Annotated in this window: 13 protein-coding genes; 10 read left to right on the top strand and 3 right to left on the bottom strand. The window is 69.0% G+C overall.

From position 1 onward, the window contains the following. Positions 1-18 precede the first annotated feature (18 nt). The gene (locus OG747_RS33845; protein WP_405883159.1) at positions 19-1,146 is read right to left on the bottom strand and encodes a JmjC domain-containing protein; all 1,128 of its coding nucleotides are present in this window, start codon (positions 1,144-1,146) and stop codon (positions 19-21) included. Between the two features lie 502 nt (positions 1,147-1,648). Between OG747_RS33845 and OG747_RS33840 the strand changes: the two genes are divergently transcribed. The 3 genes from OG747_RS33840 to OG747_RS33830 all read left to right on the top strand — a co-directional run bounded on the left by OG747_RS33840 (position 1,649) and on the right by OG747_RS33830 (position 6,680). Then, complete coding sequence (locus OG747_RS33840; protein ID WP_405883158.1) at positions 1,649-2,293, top strand: hypothetical protein; 645 nt, start codon at positions 1,649-1,651, stop codon at positions 2,291-2,293. A 302-nt stretch (positions 2,294-2,595) separates the two neighbouring features. Next, positions 2,596-4,884: an ATP-binding protein gene (locus OG747_RS33835; RefSeq protein WP_405883157.1), complete on the top strand. Its 2,289-nt coding sequence runs from the start codon at positions 2,596-2,598 to the stop codon at positions 4,882-4,884. Between the two features lie 155 nt (positions 4,885-5,039). Then, positions 5,040-6,680, top strand: a complete 1,641-nt coding sequence (locus OG747_RS33830) for an IS4 family transposase (protein WP_405883156.1) — start codon at positions 5,040-5,042, stop codon at positions 6,678-6,680. Between the two features lie 16 nt (positions 6,681-6,696). Here the strand turns inward: OG747_RS33830 and OG747_RS33825 are convergent, their stop codons facing one another. Next, positions 6,697-6,912 carry a helix-turn-helix domain-containing protein gene (locus OG747_RS33825; RefSeq protein WP_405883155.1) on the bottom strand — a complete coding sequence of 72 codons (216 nt, stop codon included), beginning with the start codon at positions 6,910-6,912 and terminating at the stop codon, positions 6,697-6,699. Positions 6,913-7,408: 496 nt separating this feature from the next. Between OG747_RS33825 and OG747_RS33820 the strand changes: the two genes are divergently transcribed. From OG747_RS33820 to OG747_RS33795, 6 genes are all read left to right on the top strand, one after another. Then, positions 7,409-9,298: an amidohydrolase gene (locus tag OG747_RS33820; RefSeq protein ID WP_405883154.1), complete on the top strand. Its 1,890-nt coding sequence runs from the start codon at positions 7,409-7,411 to the stop codon at positions 9,296-9,298. A gap of 10 nt (positions 9,299-9,308) precedes the next feature. Next, positions 9,309-9,821, top strand: a complete 513-nt coding sequence (locus OG747_RS33815) for a DoxX family protein (protein ID WP_405883153.1) — start codon at positions 9,309-9,311, stop codon at positions 9,819-9,821. Further along, positions 9,818-10,516: a YoaK family protein gene (locus tag OG747_RS33810; protein ID WP_405883152.1), complete on the top strand. Its 699-nt coding sequence runs from the start codon at positions 9,818-9,820 to the stop codon at positions 10,514-10,516. The genes OG747_RS33815 and OG747_RS33810 overlap by 4 nt, the downstream gene beginning before the upstream one ends. Continuing rightward, complete coding sequence (locus OG747_RS33805) at positions 10,513-11,625, top strand: MBL fold metallo-hydrolase (protein WP_405883151.1); 1,113 nt, start codon at positions 10,513-10,515, stop codon at positions 11,623-11,625. Before OG747_RS33810 ends, OG747_RS33805 begins: the two co-directional genes overlap by 4 nt. Further along, on the top strand, positions 11,622-12,491 hold the full coding sequence (locus OG747_RS33800) for an alpha/beta fold hydrolase (protein WP_405883150.1): 870 nt from the start codon (positions 11,622-11,624) through the stop codon (positions 12,489-12,491). Before OG747_RS33805 ends, OG747_RS33800 begins: the two co-directional genes overlap by 4 nt. A 140-nt stretch (positions 12,492-12,631) precedes the next feature. Further along, entirely contained in the window at positions 12,632-12,895 is a 264-nt protein-coding gene (locus OG747_RS33795) for a hypothetical protein (RefSeq protein ID WP_405883149.1), read from the top strand. Positions 12,896-13,251: 356 nt separating this feature from the next. Here the strand turns inward: OG747_RS33795 and OG747_RS33790 are convergent, their stop codons facing one another. After that, the gene (locus OG747_RS33790; RefSeq protein WP_405883148.1) at positions 13,252-13,650 is read right to left on the bottom strand and encodes a nuclear transport factor 2 family protein; all 399 of its coding nucleotides are present in this window, start codon (positions 13,648-13,650) and stop codon (positions 13,252-13,254) included. A gap of 321 nt (positions 13,651-13,971) precedes the next feature. Between OG747_RS33790 and OG747_RS33785 the strand changes: the two genes are divergently transcribed. Next, positions 13,972-15,855, top strand: coding sequence for an AAA family ATPase (locus OG747_RS33785; protein WP_405883147.1), 1,884 nt, complete (start codon positions 13,972-13,974; stop codon positions 15,853-15,855). Positions 15,856-16,033: the final 178 nt, after the last annotated feature.

Below are 16,033 nucleotides of genomic sequence, written 5' to 3'. Positions count from 1 at the left end.
CGGCTGCGGCGGCCCGCATCAGGCGAGGCTCAGAGCATCGGAGCGCAGCAGTCGGCGGACGAGGTCTACCGCCTGCTGCTCGCCGAGGGCGGGCGCCAGGTCGCGCGCGCACCATGGCTCGGCCATGCCTTCGGCCCAGCGGGATGCGATGAACGCCGCCGCCGGGGCGCCGACGGCCACACGGGAATCTCGCATCTCAATGATCAGACCGCCGTCGTCCCGCAGGTCCACGCCGTGGATCGAAGACGCCGCGAGCGCCACCGCAGTGTCCACGCCGACCGTGGATGCTCGCAGGGACCCGGCCGGGGTGCGCACCGCCTCATTCGCCCGGGCTCGCAGCCGCTCCCTGACCTGGCCGACGACGGCCGCACTGTCGAGCCGGGTGAGATAATCGGCGACCTCCTCGACAATCTCAGCGACAATGGCCGCCAACGTCTCCCTGTTCTTTGCGCCAGTCCACGGCAGTTCGCCCCGCAGCGCGTCGTCGCCGGTCAAGCACTGCTCCAGATACGAGACGACCTCGGTGGCGATCCAGTACCGCGTCACGGTCCTGAAGACGAACGACACATGCAGGGACGGCTCGTCGGTGGCCACGCCGCTATGCATCCACCCAGTGGGTATCCACAGCACATCTCCTGGGTACAGGGTGGCCTGAAACACTGGCGGGGTCTTCTTGATTCGCTCCAGGTCCTCGTCCGCGACGGCGATCTCGTGCGGCAGGGGGTCGGCGACGACCGGCGGCTGCAACCGCCAGGTCTTGCTGCCGACGGTCTGCGCAATCATCACGGGCATACCGTCGTGGTGGTAGTCGAAGCCGGCCTTACCTGCCGGAGTGAGAAACGCGGCCGCGTCCACGGTGATGCCCAGTTCGTGCGCGAGGGATCCGCACAGCTCCCGAAGCGGCGTCCACGCCTTCTGCAGGTCATTGAGCGCCAGAGTCGCGCCAGCGCGCAGCAGGCGGCCGACGGCGGACGGCCGGACCTCGTCCGGTGCCCGGTGGGCGCCCTCTCCCCAGGTGAACTCCGCCGGATCCACGGCCGCCCCGTCCCGCAGCATCCGGACCCGGCCCTTGCGCCTGATCCCACTGTTGAGTAGTTCGTCGACGCCGTCGAGGTCGAGCAGATCCACCAGGGGCCCCAGGGGCATGTGCCAAATAACGGGAGCCGAAGGCGGTGCGTTGGTGAAACTCTGGGGGTCAGGAACGAGTCGCGTGAGCGCGCGAAAACGCATGGGAGCTCCGTGTGGGTCCATTCTGCCGGGCAGCTGCGTCAGGGGACGCCACAGAACGACCGAGATTGGGCGGGAGCGGACTGTCCTGCGGCGGACTGCCCGCCCGCCCTAGCCGCAACATTGCACGATCCCATCAAGCTGGCCCGCCCGTCGCCACGTCAATGGCGCCCCCTCGGCTCCTCGGTACACCTCTCGGTCGATGGCTCGGAGTCTCACGGGAGCATAACCGTCAAACGTTGACAAACGGCGGTTCCCTCTCGGTCCACGGGCCGCCGAGAGAGACACCGTGAAGGTCAACGACGTCCGTTGACAACCCCCCGACGACATACCGATCTTGGAAGGGCCAGCATCGGAAAGCGCGGACGCGCACGGCAGAATCTCAGTGCTGCGGTAGTGCGGCTGAGTATGGAGCGATGACATGCCCGAGACCAGCGACGCCCGCAGGCGATCCCAATTGTGGTCGGCCATGCTGCCGCACACGACTCCCAAGGGATGGGTTGCGCCGCAGGGAACCCCTCAGCGCCTGATCGCCGAGACAGCGGCCCGTGAGGCGGCGCCCGAGATGCTGTTTGATCCGGTGCTGGTGCCGGAGGGTGTGCTGTCCGAGGAACTCCTCAAGCTGCTCCTCGACGACGCGGTCACCGCTGAAGCCCGATCCGGCAACACGGACGGCCATCGAGTGGCAATGAGCACGGACGAGACACTGGACCGGTTCCGTGACTTCGGCGTGATCGACTGGTGCGAGAAGCAGTCGGGAATCCCCATGGACGCTGCGCTCCAACTCGTCTTCCTCTATTACGAAGCTGGCGACACGTGTCCAGCCCACTTCGACACGCACGAAAACTTTCAGTTCAATTTCCTGCTCTGCCTGGGCAGGACCAGAGTCGACGGTGGAAAATCCACGGCCACCTACTTCTTCGACGCCGATGGCGGGTTGTGGTCCCGCGACCTGAGCTTTGGCGAGGCGGTCTGGTTCCATGCGCGAAAGACCGTACACGGCCGGACCCCGCTCGCCCCCGGAGAGAGAGTCGTCCTCGCCTCACTCGGCATGCATGCCGCCTGAGTGTGTGGCAGCAACTTCCGTGGGGAGCGCGGCCCGCATCGAACCGGGACAGCCCCGGCATCCCGACTGTAGGCTGCGCGATGTGCGAGCATCGGAAGGACTCGGCTACTACCCGGCTTCGCCTGCCCACTTGGACTACGGAGCCGCTTTGATCACCAGGCTCCGATCGACGACCGGATTATTTCGCGTGTTCGCCTCTTCCCCACTCCGGATGTCCCCCAGTACGGCCGGCATCCACGCGTGAGCGGGGGGACTGACGATGCTCAGGGCTCCCGCATCCTGGTTACTTCCGAGGATCCTCGATGGACAAGCAATCCGCCGTGAGCTCCGCTTCCTTCGCCGAGCTGTTGCGTGAGACACGGCAACAGGCGGGCTTGACCTTGGAGGGCCTGGGTCAAATATCGGGTGTCAGCGCGCGCGCGATCAGTGAGTTGGAACGCGGCCGCAGCACGCCACGGCCGAAGACGCTCGACCGGCTGGTGACCGCCCTCGATCTCGGCCTTCCCCAGCGGGCCCTGCTGCTTCAGGCCGCGCGCACGACTCAGCAACATGCTCCCGCCGGTCTCCCCCTTCAACTTCCCGCAGACCTCCGCGTCTTCTCCGGACATGGTGAGGAACTGGCCATGGCGCTAGCGGCGTTGGCCGAACAGGACGCAGCCCCGCGGTATGGGTGTGTCGGCGCCATCTGGGGCATGCCTGGGGTGGGCAAAACAACCCTGGCCGTTCATCTGGCCCATCAGCTCGCAGACCGCTACCCGGACGGGCAACTGTACGTAAACCTGCGGGGATTCGACCCCGACCAGGACGCCATGGATACGAGTGTGGCGCTCGGCGGGTTCCTTCAAGCGCTCGGTCTGAGCGAGGAAGCGATGCCCACCACGGCCGAGGAACGCGCGGCGTTGTATCAACGACGATTGGTTGGCCGAAAGGTCCTGGTACTGCTGGACAACGCACGCGACAGCGAGCAGGTCCGGCTGCTGCTGCCTGCCCCGTCAAGCAGCAGCCTGGCCATCGTCACCTCCCGGAATCGGCTGGAGAGCCTCCTGGTGCGGGACGGCGCGGTGCCCGTCAACCTGGACATCTGGTCGCAGGAGGAGGCGCTACAGGCACTGGCCGCCCGAATCGGCGCCACAAGGGTGGCGAAGGAGCCCAAGGCGTCGGCCGAGCTGGTCGAACTGTGCGGACGGCTACCGCTGGCCATCGCGCTGCTCGGAGCGCGGGTCCAGAGCAGTCCTCGCTCGCTGACAAACGTAGTACGGGAACTACGTGAGGACGCAGGTACTCTGGCCGCCTTCGCTACCAGGGACCGTACGACCGACGTCCGCACGGTGTTTTCCTGGTCCTATTCTCACCTCCCCCCAAACATCGCGCACCTCTTCCGATTGCTGTCGCTTCACCCTGGCCTGGCAATTTCGGTAGCCGCGGCGGCTTCGCTCTGCGGGATATCGGCGGCCGAGGCGCGAAGTGGGCTGCGCGAACTGGCTTGCGCACATCTGGTCGCCGAAACACCTTGCGGACGGTACGAGTTGCACGACCTGGTTCGGGCTTATGCAGAAGAACTCGCGCGGTTCCACGACAGCGAGGCTGACCGCGCCCATGCCTTCTCCCGGCTTGCCGACCACTACCGCCACACCATGGATGATGCCGATCGCCAACTCGGCGGCTTCTCTGCGCTCTACCGCCCGACGGTGCCGCCCGTTGAGGGCACAGTAGCCCGCGTATTCACATGGGACACGGAGGCCCGCGACTGGATCACGTCCGAGCTCCCCGCCCTGTACGGCGTCCATCGCATGCTCGTGCACGCCGCCAGGTTGCGGGAGGCCACACTGCTGAACTGGACCCTCGCGGGGCACGCGCCTCAGGGCGGATACGCCCCACGAGCCGAAGAGGCCGTGCGAGCAACCCGCGCCGCCTCCCTGGCAGAGCTGCCGCAGGAGGCAACCACTCCGCTGTACCAAATGCTGTCCCCCCAGCAACTGGATGAGACGCGAGCCGTTTTGGAACGCGGACTGGCGAAGGTTTCGTCCGCACGCGACCCACACCTGGGCGACCTCGCTCGGCGGCACCAGACTCTCGGCCTGCTGTACTACCTGCAAAAGCGGCCGGAGGCAGTCGATCACTGCCAGATCGCAATGGCCCTCTTCCGGCAAACGGGGAACAAGGTGGGCCTGTGCGATTCAAGCAGGACACTGGTGGGGAGCCTGCTGAACAATGCCGCCTACGAGGACGCCATGCGGGAGGCCACCCTCGCGTTGGAGAGCGCGGATGCAGACCACCATGTCGAGCGGGCAGGTCTGCTGGACATGCTCGGGCGAGCGAACCATCACCTGGGGCACTACGACCGCGCCCGGCAGGCCTTTCTGGCGGCGCTGCATCTGTTCCACAACGAGCTCAAACACGTCGGCAGCCTCCACGAGTACGAAGTATGGGTCAACCTTGGCCACACCTACGCGGCTCTGGGGGACGTCCCTCAGGCCCGCCACTGCTGGGAGTCGGCACTGCGTCAGTCCGGGCGCCGTCCTGAGGCCCACGCCGGAACGGACACCCGCACGGTGCACGAACTCCTGAAAGCTCTCGACCAGGACGGCTGAGCGCTCGGTGGGGGCGGGCGGGCCCTGACCCCAAGGCCGGGTAGTTAGCGTTTTCGCAGGTCACGCAAGGGGTGTTGACGGGTTTCCGGTGTAGAGCAACGGAGCTCGTTGGTACAGGCAGTCGTCCAAGACAGCTTGTCCCGCAAGGAGCTCCGTTGCCCTTTCATTGTGTCCTGCCGTCCGCGCTGACGACCATCACCCGTACGGTCACTGTGGCCGCGGGGAGGTTCGCGCCCGGCCATCTGGGTGAGCTGACGGCGATCGTGCCGTTCGAGCTCGTCGATGCGGTCTTGTCGGAGACAAGGACCGTGCAGCGGCGGCTGCGCGATCTGCCATCGCGGGTCGGGGTCTACTTCCTGCTCGCGATGTGCCTGTTCCCCGAGGTCGGCTACCAGCTGGTCTGGGACAAGCTGACCGCCGGCCTGTCCGGGATGCCGGTCGTCTGTCCGACCGCGAAGGCGTTGCGTGACCTGCGCCGGAGACTCGGTAGCGCGCCGGTGCGAGCGTTGTTCGAAGTGCTGGCCGGGCCGCTGGCCCAACCGACAACGCCGGGGGTGCGGTTCGGGCCATACCGGACGGTGTCGTTCGACGGCTGCAGTTCGCAGAGGGTCTCCGACTCCGAGCGGAACCGTTCCTGGCTGGGCAGGACCGCCCATCATGGTTATCCGACGCTGGAGTTGATGACGCTGGTCGAGACCGGCACCCGGGCCGTGATCGGCGCGGTGTTCGGCCCTACCGCCGAGGGCGAGACGAGCTATGCCGGCCGTCTGCTGCACCTGCTGAGGCCGGACATGCTCGTACTGTGGGACAAGGGGTTCGACGGCAACGACTTCCTCGCCGCGGTGACCGCCACCCGTGCCCAGGTCCTGGGCCGGCTCCGCAGCAACCGGCGCACACCGGTCCTGTCCCGTCTCCTGGACGGCTCGTACCTGTCGGTGATCGGCACGGTGAGGGTACGGGTCATCGACGCGCAGATCACGGTGACCTGCGCGGACGGCACCGTCTTCACCGGGTCCTACCGGCTGGTCACGACCTTGACCGATGCCCGCCGCTACCCGGCGACCGCTCTGGTCGACCTCTATCATGAGCGGTGGGAACACGAATCGGCGTACTACGCACTCCGCCACACAATCATGAACGGACGCCTGCTGCGCTCGGGCGACCCGGTCGGCATCGAGCAGGAGATGTGGGCGCTGCTGGCGCTCTACCAAGCACTACGGACGGTCATGGTCGATGCTGCCGAATCCGCCCCGGGCACCGATCCCGACCGCTGCGGGTTCACCATCGCCCTCCAGACCGCCCGTGACCAGGTCGTCCAGGCCGCCGACGTCATCCCCACGGCCACCGAGCCGGTCGGTCTCATCAAACGCCGGGTCCTGGCCGCCCTGCTCCCGCCCCGGCGGACCCGGGTCAGCACCCGCAAGGTCAGATCACCGGTCACCCGCTACAGCGAGCGCCTCGAGGACGGCAGGCCCGACACCAGCCGCACCGTCACCGACCTCGACATCACCGTCCTCGCACCCGCAGTCGAAGAACGCCCCCTGCCCGACGTCTCACGAGACGACCGGCACACTCACCGGTCACCACACAGCCGCCGGGAACGGGTCCTGGAACTCCTCCGGGCCGACCCCGAACGCCGCTGGCCCGCCCGCGAACTCGCCCAGCGCCTCGGCGACATCACCCTCGGCACCATGTACAGACAACTCTCCCGCTGGACCAAGGACGGCCACCTCCGAAAGCACGGCCCTGGCATCTACACAGCCGCTACGCAAGAGCCGATCAACTCCCTTGCGTGACCTGCGGGAACGCTAACTACCCGGCCTTGGGGGAAAGGCCAGGGGGAACTTCAATCCCGCCCTCCCGCCATGCACGCCGCCAGCGTTCCACCGGCCGATCGCTCACCCACAGATCCTTCGCGATCACCGTGGTCTTCTCGCCACGAGCGAACCGCTCACCGGCCTCGTACCGCCTCCGCTCACGCAACCTCGGCCGTTCGGTGGTCAGTCCGCCACCCTGCGCGTACCGCATACCACCGGCCTACCGCAGGGATCAGCACACTTCACCACCCGACAACACTCCGAAGAGATCAGTAGGGACACGGCCCGGTGCTCAACGCAAGCCCGGGGCCTGCGTCCAGCACATCGCGAAGTTCCACGACCAGCACCACTGACCCGCCTCCGCGAGGCCATGGACTTTGGACGAGGCCGGCGAAGGCCGGTCGACAGTGCATGTCCAGCACCTCCGTCGCACTGCGGACCATGGCTAGGTTCATGCGCCGGCACGCGGGCACCGCTGTGGAACGTGCGCCTTGCGCGTCGCGGACCGGCCGGTCATTGCCACCGAACACGGGAACGGGGGCCGTCGCCGGTGGGATACGGCTGCGGCATGACGATCCGAGCACCTACGTCACGCACGCCGATCCGGTGCAGTCACATGACTCAAGTCAGGGTAATTGCTTCGAACTTAGCGTGGCAGCCCAGGCCGCACCAGCTGCGGCAGGAGCTGACGCTGAGTGGAGCCAGAGATGACATCCATGCCCGTCGCAGGTCTCGTCGCCGGGACGCCCGCGCGGCCGGCCGACCTCGTCGTACGGAACGCGAAGATCTTCACGGGCGATGACCGGCGCCCCTTCGCCACCGCGCTGGCGGCCACTGCCGGCGTCATAGACGCCGTCGGCCAAGACGCCGACGTCGCGGGTCTCATCGGATCGGAGACCGTGGTCGTGGATGCCATGGGTCGCCGCGTGGTGCCAGGGCTGAACGACTCGCACAACCATGTGGTCCGCGGAGGCCTGCACTACACCCTCGAGCTGCGCTGGGACGGCGTACGCTCGTTGCGGCAGGCGCTCGCGATGCTGCGCGAGCAGGCCGCCCGGACTCCCCAGGGCCAATGGGTACGCGTGGCCGGCGGGTGGAGCGTGGAGTCGTTCGTCGAGCGCCGGATGCCCACCCCGGCCGAGCTGAACGAGGCCGCCCCGGACACGCCGGTAATCGTGACGCACCTCTACCAGGCGGCCATCCTCAACCGTGCCGCGCTGAAGGCGGCCGGGATCACCCGGGAGACCGCGGCGCCGCCCGGTGGCCAGATCGTCCGCGGCCACGACGGCGAACCCACCGGCATGCTGATCGCCTCTCCCAGCGCGCTGCTGCTCTACTCCACGATCGCCAAGGCCCCGGTCCTGGACCCCGAGGGCCAGCGGGAGTCCACCCGGCAGTTCCTCCACGAGCTGAACCGCTTCGGCCTGACCTCGCTCATCGACGCCGCAGGCGGCTTCCAGGACTTCCCGAGCGGCTACGCGGCCGTGACCAGCCTGCACGATGCAGGTGAGCTGACGGTGCGCATCGCCTACCACCTCTTCCCGCAGACACGCGGCGGCGAGGTGGACGATTTGCGCCGCTGGATCGGTATGGTCCGCCCCGAGGACGGCGACGGCTGGCTGCGCTTCAACGGTGCCGGGGAGAACCTCACCTGGGCCGCCGCCGACTTCGAGAACTTCACCCAGCCGCGCCCCGAACTACCTTCCTACGAGGGTGAGTTCGAGAAGGCCGTACGACTGCTCATGGAGCACGGCTGGGGTTTCCGGCTGCACGCCACGTACGACGAGACCATCCGCCGCGACCTCGCCGTCTTCGAGAAACTCGCCGCCGAGGGGCTCTTCCCCAGCGGCAACCGCTGGCTCTTCGACCATGCGGAGACCATCTCCCCCGAGAGCCTGGACCGTGTCGCCGCGCTCGGCGGCGCCATCGGTGTGCAGCACCGGCTCGCCTACCAGGGCGAGACCTTCCGCGATCGCTACGGCGCCGAGGCCGCCGCCGCGGCCCCGCCGCTGGGCGCGATGCGGGAACGCGGACTGACCGTGGCGGCAGGGACGGACGCCACCCGCGTCTCCACCTACAACCCCTGGGTCGCCCTGTACTGGCTGGTCTCCGGGCGCAACGTGGCCGGTGTGCCGCTGCGCTCGCCCGCCAACCGGGTGGACCGGGAGACGGCTCTCGCGATGTACACGTCGGCCGGAGCGGCGCTCACCGGGGAAGAGGATGTCAAGGGCCGTCTGAGTCCCGGTCATTACGCCGACCTCGCGGTGCTGAGCGACGACTACTTCACCGTCCCGGAAGACGAGATCCCCGCCATCGAGTCACTGCTCACCGTGGCGGGCGGCCGGATCGTCTACGCGGCGGGCCAGTTCGAAGGCCTCGCCGCGCCGGCACCGGCCGTGGTGCCCGAGTGGAGCCCGATCGCCCACTTCGGCGGCTACCAGGCTTCGCCGTGGCCCGCCCGCCCGGAGCGCTCCGGGGCCCGGCAGGCCGAGCTGCTGGGTCAGGCCGCCGCCGAATCCGCCGGCTACCGCCGCTGGCGCGTCGAGCGCGGTCTCGCCGCCGACGTCCCCGCCCTCGACGACCCCTGCTTCGGCTGAGGAGCATCCGATGACTGTGGGTCTGCTCATCCTCCGGCTCGTCACCGGGCTGCTGCTGGCGGCGCACGGGCTGCAGAAGGTGAGCTTCCGACTGGGCGGGCAGGGTCTGGCGGGCGGCATCGCCGAGTTCCGGGAGGACGGCTTCCGCGGCGGGGCGCTCACCGCCCTGACCGCGGGCGGTGGTCAGATCACCGCCGGAATCCTCTTCATCGCAGGGGCGCTCACTCCGCTCGCGGTCGCCACCGCCGTGGGTGTGATGACCGTCGCCGTCACCGTCAAATGGCCGAACGGGCCCTGGGCCCCGCACGACGGCTACGAATACCCCGGCTTCCTGGTGGTGGCCGCGGTGGTGCTCGGCTTCACAGGCCCCGGGAGCTGGTCGCTCGACGACTTCTACGGGCCGACCCCCTGGCCCGGATGGGTGGCAGCGACCGCCGCCGCGGTCGGACTGGCCGCCGGCCTGCTCACCCGGCTCGCCCTGCACCGGGCCCCGCACACCCCCGCCGCCGAGGAGACGTCATGAAGGCCGTCCTGCTCCGTACATCCGACCGGCTGCTGCCGTGCAGCTCCGACACCTACGGACCGCTGCCGACACTGCTCGTCGTGCTCACGTTCGTGACCGGCGTCGTGGACGCCGTCAGCTATCTCGGCCTGGGCCATGTCTTCGTCGCCAACATGACGGGCAACGTGATCTTCTTCGCGTTCTCCCTGTCGGGGGCCAAGACCCTCTCCCTGTGGGCCTCGGCGCTGGCCATCGGCGCCTTCATGGCGGGGGCATGGGGCGAGGCCCGCATCGCGGGCAGCCCCGACGACACCGTGCGGCGCTTCCGGATGATCGTAGGCGTCCAGGCCCTGTTGGTGTCGGGCGCCGCCGTGACGGCCGCCACGCTCGGGCACCACTCGACGGGGGCGATCGCCCTGCTGATCATCCTCCTCGGTTGCGGGATGGGCCTGCAGAACGCGGTTGTCCGCCGGCTGGCCGTCCCCGACCTCACCACCACCGTGCTGACTCTGACCGTCACCGGGCTCGCCTCCGACCGCCCGGGCCGGCCCACCATACGCCGCCTCACGTCCATCGCCGCGATGCTCTGCGGCGCCCTGTGCGGAGGCGCACTCACCCTGCACGCCGGGATCGCCTGGGCCCTTCTGCTCGCCCTGATCCTTCTGCTCACCGTGGCCGCCACGGCGAGCACCCCGACCGAAAGGAACCTCGCGTGACAACCGCCGACGCCTCCGGATGGACTGCCCGACGCGCGCTGCTCAAGCGTGCCGCACTGGCCGCGTCCCTGCCTGCCGCCGCCACCGTGCTGGGCGGCGCCCTGCCCGGCACCGCCCATGCGGCCGCCGGCACCGCCCGCGCGGCCGACGACGGCCCCGAGCTGCCCGACTTCGCCCCCGTGCCCAGCCAGGCCTTCGGCCCGGCGCTGAACGAGAAGGGCTACTACGTGGGCCGCATCGGCGGCGCCCTGTACTGGGTCACCGACGGCAGCTACCAGGCGATGTTCCTCGCCACCCGTGAGGGCGTGGTACTGGTCGACGCGCCGCCCACGATCGGCCACAACCTGCAGCGCGCCATCGACGACGTCACCGGACCGCTCGGCCTGCCGAACCGGGTCACACACCTGGTCTACTCGCACTCCCACGCCGACCACATCGGCGCCGCCGGGCTGTGGGACAAGAACGTCGAGCGCATCGCCCATGTCGAGAACCGTCGCCTCCTGCGACGCGACGCCGACCCCGAGCGGCCGGTGCCCACCACCGTCTTCGAGGACCGCCTCACCGTCGAGGTCGGCGGCGAGCGCCTGGAACTGGCGTACCACGGACCCAACCACTCGCCGGACAACATTTACGTGTACGCGCCCGACTACCGCACCCTGATGCTGGTCGACGTCGTCTACCCGGGCTGGGTCCCCTTCAAGGAACTCGCGGTCTCGCAGGACATCCCCGGCTGGATCAAGGCCCATGACACGGCACTGAGCTACCCCTGGCGGACACTCGTCGGCGGCCACCTCGGGCGCCTGGGCCACCGCTCGGACGCGGAGACGCAGAAGCAGTACATGGACGACCTGACGGCCAGCACACACGCCGCCCTCACCGGGCTCGACCCGACCCCGTACTTCGCCAAGTACGGGCCGTCCGGCAACGCCTGGGCCATCTTCAAGACCTACCTGGCCGCCGTAGCCGAGCACGCCGCCGCCCCGGTGACCGACAAGTACCTGGGGGTCCTGGCCGCGGCCGACGTCTTCACCGTGGACAACGCCGCCGCGCTGCTCGAATCGCTCCGCATCGACTCCGACGTCCTCGGCCCGTTCGGGATCCACGCGTGAACACCAAGGCGCCGATCGGCTTCCTCACCCACGTGATCCCGGTGGGAGGCATCGACATCGAGTACGCGCGCGGTGGCGAGGGACCCACCGTGGTGCTGCTGCACGGCTATCCGCAGACCTGGTACGAGTGGCGGGGCGTCATGCTCGCCCTCGCCGAGCACTACACCGTCATCGCGCCCAGCCTGCGCGGCGCCGGCCGGTCCGGCGCACCCCTCGACGGCTACGACAAGAAGACCATGGCCGCGGATGTGCACGCTCTGTTGCGGCACCTCAACCTGGCCGACGACGTGCGCCTGGTCGGCCACGACATCGGCAGCATGGTCGCCTACGCCTACGCCGCGCAGTTCCCCGGCACGGTACGGCGGCTGGTGCTCAGCGAGGCGCCGATCCCCGACGAGAGCATCTACCGCGCCCCCGCGCTGACCGCCGCCGGGCCCGGAGCCTGGAACTGGGGGTTCTTCAACCTGGAAGAAGGCACACCCGAGAGCGTCATCTCGGGCCGGGAGCGGACCTGGGTCGAAGGGTTCATCGGCGCCAAGGCCGTCCAGAAGCACCGGGCGACCGACGCGACCGCGCTGGACGAGTACGCCCTGCGGCTCAGCGACCCCGCGCATCTGCGGGCGAGCCTCGCCTGGTTCCGCGCGTTCGACCAAGACGTGGCCGACAACGCGGAGTTCGGCAAGACGCCCCTTGAGATGCCCGTTCTGGCCGTCGGCGCGGCAGCGAGCCACGGCACACGCGTCGCGGACCAGGTGCGGCAGTACGCACGGCACGTCCAGGGCGTGGTCGTCGACGACTGCGGCCACTGGCTCTACGAGGAGCAGCCTCTCGAAACCGCCAGGCTGCTCCGGGGGTTCCTCGCCTGACACACCGGCGCAGGACTCATCATCGCCCGGACCAGGACCCTGCACTCTCCCGGTCCGGGCTGGGCGGTCTTCCCGAGCCCGGACTGCATTCCGCATGCGCGGTCATCCGACTCAAGCCGCTCCGAGTACTGCTCACGGACTTGATCTCCTTCATCAACTCCCGCCCCGCCCCGTTTGGCCTGTACGCCTTCAGCGACGACGCCGCTACCCGGGAGTGTCTGCTCAGCGAGACCACCTCCGGCGGCATCACCTTCGGCCTGCCGATGGCCCAGTTCCTCGTCAGCGAGCTGCCCTTCGGCGGCGTTGGGGAGAGCGGTATGGGCAGCTACCACGGCCAACACACCGTGAACGCCCTCGGCCACCGCCGCTCGGTGGTGGCCGAGCCCCTGCCGACAGGGCCGTGACCGGAAACTCCGAACAAGTCCGCAGCGGCTGGACCGGCCGAGCGCCGACGCCTCGGCCTTCGGTGCCGCCACTCGGTCATGACTCGGTGGTGCTGCTCCCCACTGTTCCAGAGAGCCACCACGCGCACCCACGTCGGCCATACGCCCCCGGCCGCCTCCCCCGGAGTGACCGTCTTGTCGAGGAGCAGCCTCAGGAGATGGCGCGAGTGCTCCTGCACCTCTTCGCTCACCTGCGGCACCCGCCGGGACGGTTGGGCGCAAGGAAAGGAGGGGACGCTGCCCCGTGGGGAGCTGGCTCGGTGGTGCAGCGTCCCCTTGCCGGCGGCAGTCCCCTGAGGCGAGCACGTGTCCGGATCTCAGGCGGACCCCGCACCGAATGCCAAGAGGAACACCTCATCCTCGACGTAGATCTCGAGAGCGCTGATCAGTCGGTCGCTGACCCGCCGGATGTGGACCTCGCGAGAGTCGAAGGGACTGCCGTTGGCGCGGATGGTGCCGCGGGTGCGTCCTACCTGGACCACTCTGTCCCCGGCCTGGTAGATGACCTCGGGCTCGACATTGCTGTTGAGGTGTGCGCTGACAGTCGTGAGGAATTCACCGAATCCGGACAGCCCACGGTAGGAGCCACCCCAGGGCAGCTTCTCGGACTGTCGGATAGTGATCTCTGGATGGACGAGCGCAGCGGCTGCCGCCGCGTTTCCTGTGTTGATCGCCTCATAGCCTGCGCGGACCACTGCCATGTCATCGTGCTTCATCGGTGTCTGTCTTTCTCTCCGTCATGCGCTGAACGCGCCGTGCCGCGTCCGATGACGTCCAGAGTCGTCGAGTCGGCTCTGCCCAGCTTGCGTCACTTGACTGAGTGATCCTCATGCACCGCAATCGGGAACCGCCGACCGGCCACGGCCAGTCGATCGCCGCAGCAAACTGCATAGGAATTTCATGGCGCCCGGTGGTCGGTTCGGGTGTGATGGTCAGGTGGCCGGCATGCGCTGAGCCAGGGCAGTTCGGTCCCGCGCACGGCGGGCGGGCGGCCCCGCAGGTGTGTGTCCGACGAATCCACCGGAGAGGACGTCCCCATGCTCGACGTGGCGCATCTTAATTCTTCCTTGCCACTCCTACGCGGGCGCGATGACATGCTGCACACGCTCGACAGGCTGTGCACCGACATCCCGGCAGGCGGTGCGGCGCTGCTGATCGTCGGAGAATCAGGGATGGGCAAGACGTCGCTCCTGCTGGAGACGGCGCGCGGGGCCCGGAGGAGCGGACTCCACGTGGTGGCCACCGGACCGGGGGTCGGCGAGCGGAACTGGGCGTTCTCAGGGCTGCAGCGTCTACTCTGGGCGCTGGCGGACCACATACCGCAACTGCCGGCCGATCGGCGCGCCATGCTGGAGCGGGTGTTCGCCGGTGATGCGCCCCAGGAGCAGGGCATGCTCGCGATCTCGACGGCGACCCTGGTACTGCTCACGACGGCGGGACGCGACCGCGGCCTGCTCCTGGTGGTGGACGACTGGGACGCCCTCGACCGTCAGAGCCGGGACGTCCTGGCTTTCGTCGCCCGTCGCATCGCGGGCCCCTGGGAGGACCCCGCGGAGGCCGGAGGACGGGTGGGTGTCGTCGGTGCCTGCCATCCGTCCCGCGGTGCCGAGCTGATCGCCTCCGGGCTGCCCGCCAGGCACCTGGAACCGCTGGCGGACGGTAGTGTGCGGCAGCTGCTGACCGATCGGTTCCCGGACCTTCCTGCCCAGGACCACCCCGACATCACTTCGGCAGCCGACGGCAACCCGCTCGCCGCCATCGAACTGGCGAGCGGCGTCACCGAACTCACCCGCAGGGGCCTTCGCGCCCCCGGTGCCGGACTGCTGGTGGAACTGTTGCCCAGGTCCTCGCGGCTGTGGGACGCCCTGGCGGAGGCTGCTCACTTCCTGCCGGACGCGACCAGAGACGCCGTGCTCGTCGCGGCACTCCACCGCGGTCAGGAGACTGCCGTGGTGGTGGCGGCGACCCAGGTCCTGAGGTCGGACCCGACCATCGGACCGGACGTCCTGGAACCTGCGGAACGGGCCGGGCTGCTGATCGCAGCCGGCCCGGCCGTGATTTTCCCTCACAGCATCGCCGCAGTCGCCGCCGTCCAACGGGAAGGCGCCCAACAGCGCCGTCGCGCGCACGCGGCACTGGCAGAGGTGCTGCCCCGTCACAGTGACCGGCACGCATGGCATCAGGCCCAGGCCCTGACCGCGCCGCAGCATGCCTGTGCCGCCGCGCAACTCGAAGCGACCTACAATCAGGCCGTGGACCGCGGGGACTCACTCCAGGCCGTACGCATGCTGCAGCGCGCCGCCGAACTCGCCGGAAGTCCCCAGGAACGAGGACGAATCCTGATCAAGGCGTCCCAGCTCGCCGCCGAACTGGGACGTCCCGGCCTGGTCGCGTACCTCCTCGCCGCCGCCTCCCCGGCTCCCCTTACGCCCACCCTGCGTCTGCGGGCCCGCCTGCTGCAGGAGGCCTCCATCCACGGGCTGCCTGGCGACATCACCGAAATATGCGCCACGATCGACCCCGACGCCCCGGAGACCTCGCTCTCCCTGCTCTTCGACGCGGCTCAGCGCTGCTGGCGCGAGAACAGCGGGCCCGAGGACAGGGAACGGGTCGTCACCGCGCTCACCGCGCTGTCCGACACCCGACACGATCCCCGGCATATCGCAGCCCTGGCCACCGCCGAGCCCGTCCTGCTGGCCGACGAGGTGACCGAACGACTCAACCACCCGCGCTGCGGTCTGACCGGCAACGCCGACAACCTGCGGCTGCTCGGTCAGGCCGCCCACGCTCTCGGAGACTTCGAGCGCGCCACCGACCTCCTCGTGCCGGCCATAGACCTGCTCCGCCGCCAGCAGCGCCTGGGACTGCTACCCCAGGTGCTGACCATGGAGGCCAACGGAGCCGTCTGGCTGGGCGACTGACACCGCGCCACCGCCTCCCTCGCCGAAGCGCACGAAGGTGCGCTGAACACCGATCAGCCTGCCTGGGCTGCGGCCTCCCGTGCGAAGCAGGCCCTTTTGGCCGGGCTGCGGGGCAAGGTCGAAGAGGCGTTCCTGCTGGCCGACCAAGCCACTTTCTACCGCAGAGACCTACGGTTGA

This window comes from Streptomyces sp. NBC_01384 (assembly GCF_045040035.1).
In the GTDB taxonomy this organism is placed as follows: domain Bacteria; phylum Actinomycetota; class Actinomycetes; order Streptomycetales; family Streptomycetaceae; genus Streptomyces.
This window is presented reverse-complemented; position numbering and strand designations above follow the sequence as displayed.